The organism is Lentilactobacillus dabitei (genome assembly GCF_019061365.1).
Taxonomy (GTDB): domain Bacteria; phylum Bacillota; class Bacilli; order Lactobacillales; family Lactobacillaceae; genus Lentilactobacillus; species Lentilactobacillus dabitei.
On sequence record NZ_JAHPPD010000112.1, the window covers coordinates 1 to 7,425 of the forward strand.

The following is a 7,425-nucleotide window of genomic DNA, read 5'->3' on the forward strand; positions in this document are numbered from 1 at the left end:
AATTGACTACTATATTTTGTCACAAGAAAAGCCCCACAATCATTAGACTTACTTGTCTAACAATTGTAGGGCACTTCAATTTTCTTATTCATCCCAAGCTTCTTTTTGAGTGCGTTGGTTGGCGTCGTCTTCGGTTACATTGTTTTGCAAAGCATCTGGAACCGAGTAATTGTGCCCCAAAAGAAGCGGTTGGGAATTGGTGATAAATAAGGATCGTGGTTTCAGATCAACTCACTTCAATGTAAGTTTCAGGCAAACGGGGAAACTATTTCAAGATACCTATCTATGTAAATATTACTTCTGATTCAATGCTGGATTCATAAGCATTATTGCCAACTTCTCCGGAAATTCATGTTATAAATAAGTGTGGAATAGTAAGGAGGGGGTATGATGGCTGAGAGTCGAGGGAAAAGCCTATCGATCATTATCGTACTGGGATTATTTTCGTTTTTAACGGCATTATCAGGGTCCAGTACAAATTTGGCGATTCCAAAAATTGCAATTTCAATGGATATTTCCAGTAGTATGGCCACTTGGATTGTTCAAATTGGGTTAATTACCACGGCGATTTTATTGGTGATGTTTGGTCATATTGGTGACATTTTGTCGAAGGACGTGGTTTTCCTGGCTGGGGGGCTTGCCTTCTTGGTTGGTTCTGCCATCACTGGATTTGCACCAGATTTTGTGATTATTTTGTTTGGACGAGTGATTCAGGCCATCGGGTCGGCGATGATTATGGCCAATTCGATGGGAATTGTAACCGAGTATTTTCCGGATAAACGACGGGCTGAAGCTTTGGCAATGATCTCGATGTTTATTTCGGTTGGGTCAATTTCAGGTCCAGGAATTGGTGGCTTCATCATTTCGGCGGCTAGTTGGCGATGGATTTACTGGATTAATATTCCGCTTGGGATCTTGGTGCTTTGGTTGGGATTCAAACTATTACCAGTGCCGCGTGAATCCTGGGCGCATGTTCGCGAAGTGACCAAGGGGGCTAATTGGACGGGGCAAAACTTGTTCACATTGGGCATTATCATCTTCTTTCTAAGCGGTTCCTTTTTCCAGAGTGGCCGCTCAAAGCTACTAATGGGTTTGGCGTTCTTCATCATTGGTGGGGCAATCACAATCTATTCATTTGTTCAGGATGATAAATCCAACTTGCCGTGGATTGCCCCGGAAGTGTTGCATAATCGCGGCTTCATGAACTCGATCTTTGCCCTGATGTTGGTCATGTTGGTCAACTCAGTTTCTAATATTTTGATGCCATTTTATTTACAAAGCTATAATGGCATGAGCCCCTTTATGAGTGGCTTGGTCATTATGCTTCAGTCTGTGACGATGTTGGTCACAACGCCATTTGCAGGGGTATTGGCCGATCGAATTAACCGGGAACTCATGACGGTCGTTGGATTATTAATCTTGATGATTTCACAAATTGGTTATGCCTTTTTCCCGCAAAATTTGGATATGTGGCGGATCATTCCACCGATCGTATTGAACGGGATCGGAATGGCCATCTTCTTGTCACCTAACAACGCGCTGACCATGGGGATGGTTGACAAGAAAATGTCAGGAATTGCCGGTTCTCTTAACTCATTTGCCCGGACGCTGGGGATGACTGTCGGCATTAGTTTCGCGTCATCAATGCTGTTCTTCCAGCTGCCAGGGGTTACCCGAATTACCAGAGCAGTGGGCGATCGATTCATCCAAGCGTTTTATAACGTCTTTTGGATGGCAACCGTAATTTCGACAATTGCTTTGGTAGTTGTTCTGATAAGGTACTTAGGATCACGGAAAAATTCGACTAAAGTTGTTGCTAAAGGGTCCGAATAGGGCTCTTTTTTTAAATTTATTTTGAAGACAACTTTTAATTGGGTGTATCATGGATTCGAGGAGGTGGTGGACATGCAACCGACTTCAACAGAGGATCTAATCCTTTATAAGCAAATTCAGCGGGATAAACAAGCCGAACAGAAGCAAGCAACCGTGAAATTGTACGGAATGATGTCGATGATGTATATGTATTTGGGAGCTTAATCACGGATTATTAATTATATTGTGGTGAGTAACGAAATCAGTTGGTACTAGAATAAAATTAATAATCATGAATTGAAAATGGTGGGGACCAAACGTGCTGAAGCTTGCTTGGTCCCCGCCATTTTCATATTAGAATTTAGGAACACTTGTGTTTCCCGGTGGGCAGAATTGTGTCTTTGACTGAGCTGAAATGTTAAAATTCTTATGTAAGCGGATTCGTCTGAATGAAAAGTAGGCTATTCTTAGTCGCTATTCAACTTCAAAGGAAGTCTTTTACCATGGCTCACCGGACAACTACCAAGCAACTTAATTTTCTCAGTGTCTTTCTCCTCGGTGTCGATGGCATTATCGGTTCCGGGATTTTTCTGATGCCCAGCCGGATCTACGCTAAGTTAGGGGATTTGAGTATGGTACTGATGCCCTTGGCAGGAATTTCCGTATTGATGATTGCGTTATGTTTCGCAAATTTGGCCAGTAAGATTCCCGGTGATGGCGGGGCTTGGTTGTATACATACACAGCGTTTGGCCGGTTTGCCGGATTTGAAATTGGTATCTACACTTGGTTGCTTGGAATCATCACGATGGCAACAGAAATTTCAGCGTTTGTAACCAGCCTTCGCAGCGTGTTCCCAAGCCTGAATGACCATCGAAATTACTTATTAGTTGCACTGGGAATTCTTGCGGTTCTGACCTGTCTCAATTTAATTGGAACAAATTTCATGGATTGGGTCGACAATATCTCGACGATTGCCAAAGTGGGCGTGCTGGTACTGTTTGTCGCAATGGGATTATTTTTCATTCATCCTGCCAACTTCAGTAACGTTACTGGGAGCCTCGCGAATGAGTCACCATTGTTTGGCCGATTCAATCAAGGCTTCGGCATGGTCTTTTACATGTTTACCGGTTTTTCATTTTTGCCAATTGCGGCTTCCAAAATGAAGAATCCCGAAAAAACGTTACCCAAAGCACTTATTAGCGTGTTGCTGACTTCTGCCACCCTTTATTTGATTGTCCAATTTGCGGCAATCGGGGTTTCTGGGCCGCGGTTGGCTGGTGAAAACGTGCCGGTTGCCGCTTCGTTTTTCCGAATTGCCGGAACGATCGGTTATGATCTGGCATTGGCAGGAATGCTAATTTCAATTTTGGGAGTGGCGCTGTCGGTTTCGTTTTCGACACCCACGATTGCCAGCTCATTGGCTTCTGAACATCAACTTTTGCCGCGGATGCTTGGCCATCAAAATAAGCGCGGGGTACCAGTGGCGTCATTACTGATTTCTTGTGCGGTTTGTGCGCTGATGTTATTTGCTGGTAACTATCTGTTTTTAGCATCCTGCATCGTTTTCACATCTTTCGTTCAATATGTTCCAACGATTGTGGCGACAATCAAATTACGAAATCACAGTAAATTGCCTCAAGGATTCAAGCTGCCCGGGGGGTTAACCATTCCGGTGATTGCCTTGATGGTCACAGCGTACTTGATTTTGAGCTTTTCACTTGAACTGATCATCGCAGGCGTGATTGTTTTGATCCTAAGTGGGGGTTGGTACTTCTACGATGATCGGGATCGTCAGGCAAACGGGTTGGAGCGAGATATTGCTGAAAAAGATCAACCATTCTGAGAAAATGGCTCAGATCAGTTTAATCACTCATTCAATAATGATCGGCTCACTGATTGATTTCAGCGGGCTGTTTTTATTGAATTATTTACCATAAAACTGTTGATTTTCTCATAATTTAATTGTATTTTAATCTTATGGCTTTTTACATAGCACCATATATCGATGAGGGAGAGATGATTCTACATATGACAACAAACATGATCGACATGATCGCAATTCTTTTTCCTGTGGGAATTTTAGCAGGCGTGGTGAGTACGACAGCGGGGATGGCTTCGTTAGTTTCTTATCCCGCACTGTTATCAGTTGGGATTCCACCGGTATTCGCGAATGTGACCAACACCGCCGCACTGGTAATGACCGGCTTTGGTTCGACAGTTTCATCACAAAAAGAACTTGGGGATCATAAGAAGGATTTGATTAAAGTGCTGCCACTGACAATCCTTGGCAGTGTGGTTGGGTCGGTATTACTGCTTGAACAACCTTCCGCTTCCTTTACCAAAGTTGTCCCGTTCTTCATCTTACTGGCAGGCATCTTGATGCTCACCAGCATCAAAAAGACGACGGCAGGTCACCCAGCGGCTTCACTCTCGGTCCACTCACATCGTAGCCTCATGATTACAATAATTGTTGTTGCGGCCGTTTTGTTTGTTGGTGCCTACTGCGGTTACTTTGGCGCCGCTGGTGGGGTGATGATGCTGGCAATTTTGTCGGCCACGACTTCAATGCCATATTCGTCATACAACGCTCTGAAGAATGTTTCACTAGGCGCATCCAACTTAGTCGCCACCCTGATCTTTGCATTCAAATCCCATATCTATTGGTGGCTGGTAATCCCACTTGGACTAGGCCTCTTTGTTGGTGGCTATATTGGGCCGAAAATTGTTCGGGTCATTCCTGAAAAAGTCCTCAAGATTGTTGTCAGTATGCTGGCATTCGGGCTGGCAATTGATTTGTTCGTGAAGGCTTATTTTTAAACAAATCTCTAACCCCCTTTCAGACTTCTGGTGTATTCTAAAATTGGAATGTCAAAGGACAGTTCATCCAAGGCAGAGTCGGAAACATAATACCTGTCGCAGAAATCTGATCAAACGAGATTTGTGCAGCGAGACGTTATCCTGCTTGGATCTGCCCGCTCACAAGGGGGCTTTTTAGATGATTTTATTTATTAATGCAAGTGCTGAGGCCAATGGAGATACCGAAACATTGGCGAAAACGTTGATTGACGGGCAGAAGTACGAAACGATCAATTTGGCAGACTTGAAGATTGCTCAATATGGCCAGCAAAATGATCACGATGACTTTGCGAAAGTTTGCGATCAGATGGCCAGTGTTGATACCTTGGTGTTTGGAACGCCAATTTATTGGTCTGATATGACAGGCTACATGAAGACCTTCATTGATCGGATGACCGAAGTCCGTTCAGAGGATAATCCGTTTGCCGGCAAGGATATGTATCTGGTGATTACCGGAACGGCGCCTGAAGATGCAATTGATCACATCAAACACGTGTGGGATCACGTTGCCCAGCGGTTTGACATGCAGTTTAAAGGGACCGTTGCCAATATGCAACAGGCCGAGACGATGAGTGTGAGTCAGTGACAGAATTCAATAATCAATAAGCCCTGCTCAAAATAACCACGTCATATGTGATTTTTGAGCAGGGCTATTTGATTTATCTGGACTTCGGGAAAGCGGGTTAGCATCGAAGCTTATGCGTGTCGGTGGCTTTTGATAAGTCCCATAATAATTGACAGACTATTAATCAGCACAATGGAGATTAAATAGATAAAGGCGTATCTGGCACCAGCAATTGTATTGGAGACATATGAACCGGTAGCTGACCCTTGGAAAAAACCGAAGATAACAGAGACAATTGAAGTTCCTGCTGCACCTGCGAATTGCTGCATGGTACTAAATAGCGCATTCCCATCAGCATTGTTTTCCCTGGTGATTTGATTCAAACCATTTGTCATAATGTTGCCGGCTGCAAAGCCAATGCCAAGCATCGTGAGGGTATAAGCGATTGTGATGATTGGCGTTGTAGCATTTTTGACGATTCCGGTTAATAATACGACCGAAATTAACTGAAACGTGAGACCCGTCAAAATTGGCTTAGTTGGTCCTAAACGATCATAAATTTTTCCACCAATTGGTGCAAGACAAGCACCGATAGCGGCTCCAGGCAAGAGAGCAAGACCAGCAATTGTGGCGGAAGTGTGATTGACGATTTGCATGTAATTTGGTAGCACGAACGCAATACCAACAACCAAAATCTGAATCAGAAAATAACTTAGCAAGTGAAAATTAAATGAAGCATTTTCCATGACTCTAAGGTTGATGATTGGATTGGGAACATGATTCGAGTGGTGGACAAATAAAATCACGCATGCAATCCCGATTATTAAAAAGATGCAAAAACGCATGAATGAATTGCTGAGGCTGCTAAAGCCGATAATTAAGCTGACAAATCCGATCGCAATTTCTCCCCAGCCCAACCAATCTAATTTGGCAGAGCCGGTGGCCTTAGCTGGATTAATGGCATAAAGGCCACATCCTAATGAAATTAGCATAAAGATGAGCAAAAATGCAAAGATTAAATGCCAGTTGTAATCAACTAATAACCCACCATATGTTGGGCCTAGTGCTGGGGCAATAGCGGTTACTAGGGTGCCGATTCCCATCAAAAAGCCAATCTTATTCAGTGGGGCTTGGTCAAGAATAATGTTGTACATGAGGGGAAGGGCAATTCCTGTACCGCTTCCCTGAACGAGCCGGCCAACCACAAGAATGCCAAACGAACTAGAAAAGGTATCGATTAACAAGCCAATAATGAAGAGTAAATTTGCAGTTAAGAAGAGTTGCCGAGTTGTAAAGCGTTTCTTCAAATATGAAGAAATTGGCACAAAAATTGATACGATCATCAAATAAGATGTTGTCAGCCACTGGATGGTGGCAGTTGGGACGTTAAATTCTTTCATCAACGTTGGGAAAGTGATGTTCATAGCAGTTTCGATGAGGACGCCACAAAATGCCATTAGGCCAGTTGCAATGATGGCTAAATATAATTTTTTAGTAATTTGTCGATCCATAAAATACCTCCGTTTTTAAATAGTTCTATTTAGAACTATTTAAAAATAATACCATATCATTTCCAACCAAACAAGTCGTTTTATTCATATGCCCCAATAATTACCAAGTATGATATGATATTCAATATGGATAGTTAGGATTAGAACAAATTGGTAGGTGAATAGCGATGACACAATCGATTGGTATTGCGATAAAAAAAACTAATAATGCGCTTCAAAGATACGCCGATGGGATGGCGCGACAGATGGGGCTGACCCAGGTTCAAATGAGTACGATTGATTACATTTATCGGTTAGAAAAGCAGCAAGATATCTTTCAGCGTGATGTGGAGCATGAGTTCAATATTCAAAAGTCTTCAGCAACGACACTGTTAAAACTGATGGAAAAAAAGGATTTAATTGTGCGAGTTGCTTTGGAAAATGATAGTCGCTATAAAAAGATTCTATTAACTCCGAAGGCGCGCCAGTGGGCTGCCAGGGTTCATACCTTCTTAGCTCAAACAGATGAAGCCATCGAGGATTTACTTGGTGACAATGCTGAGATTGTGTTGGCGGGCTTAAATCAGATTATCGCTAAATTTAGTTAGTGAGGCTTTTGATGGTAGCGTCAAGAATCTTGTGTAAATGAAATGCCTTCGTACATATAATATGTATCTAACTTAAATAAATGATGCTTCCAA

General features: G+C 42.8%; 7 protein-coding genes. 6 read left to right on the forward strand and 1 reads right to left on the reverse strand.

The genetic code is table 11. The annotated features are described in order from the left end of the window. Positions 1-387 precede the first annotated feature (387 nt). The 5 genes from KTE19_RS12325 (at position 388) to KTE19_RS12340 (ending at position 5,255) form a co-directional block, all read left to right on the forward strand. On the forward strand, positions 388-1,833 hold the full coding sequence (locus KTE19_RS12325; RefSeq protein ID WP_217342399.1) for an MFS transporter: 1,446 nt from the start codon (positions 388-390) through the stop codon (positions 1,831-1,833). A gap of 72 nt (positions 1,834-1,905) precedes the next feature. After that, positions 1,906-2,037: a hypothetical protein gene (locus KTE19_RS14190; RefSeq protein ID WP_283812280.1), complete on the forward strand. Its 132-nt coding sequence runs from the start codon at positions 1,906-1,908 to the stop codon at positions 2,035-2,037. Between the two features lie 278 nt (positions 2,038-2,315). Next, positions 2,316-3,656: an APC family permease gene (locus KTE19_RS12330; protein ID WP_217342400.1), complete on the forward strand. Its 1,341-nt coding sequence runs from the start codon at positions 2,316-2,318 to the stop codon at positions 3,654-3,656. Between the two features lie 185 nt (positions 3,657-3,841). After that, the gene (locus KTE19_RS12335) at positions 3,842-4,630 is read left to right on the forward strand and encodes a sulfite exporter TauE/SafE family protein (RefSeq protein WP_249778475.1); all 789 of its coding nucleotides are present in this window, start codon (positions 3,842-3,844) and stop codon (positions 4,628-4,630) included. Positions 4,631-4,808: 178 nt separating this feature from the next. Then, positions 4,809-5,255 carry a flavodoxin family protein gene (locus tag KTE19_RS12340; protein WP_217164208.1) on the forward strand — a complete coding sequence of 149 codons (447 nt, stop codon included), beginning with the start codon at positions 4,809-4,811 and terminating at the stop codon, positions 5,253-5,255. Positions 5,256-5,365: 110 nt separating this feature from the next. Here KTE19_RS12340 and KTE19_RS12345 read toward each other — a convergent pair whose 3' ends face one another. Further along, positions 5,366-6,745, reverse strand: coding sequence for an MFS transporter (locus KTE19_RS12345; protein ID WP_217164210.1), 1,380 nt, complete (start codon positions 6,743-6,745; stop codon positions 5,366-5,368). A gap of 167 nt (positions 6,746-6,912) precedes the next feature. On the opposite strand from KTE19_RS12345, the gene KTE19_RS12350 reads away from it, so the two are divergent. Then, positions 6,913-7,332: a MarR family winged helix-turn-helix transcriptional regulator gene (locus KTE19_RS12350; protein ID WP_217164212.1), complete on the forward strand. Its 420-nt coding sequence runs from the start codon at positions 6,913-6,915 to the stop codon at positions 7,330-7,332. Positions 7,333-7,425 lie beyond the last annotated feature (93 nt).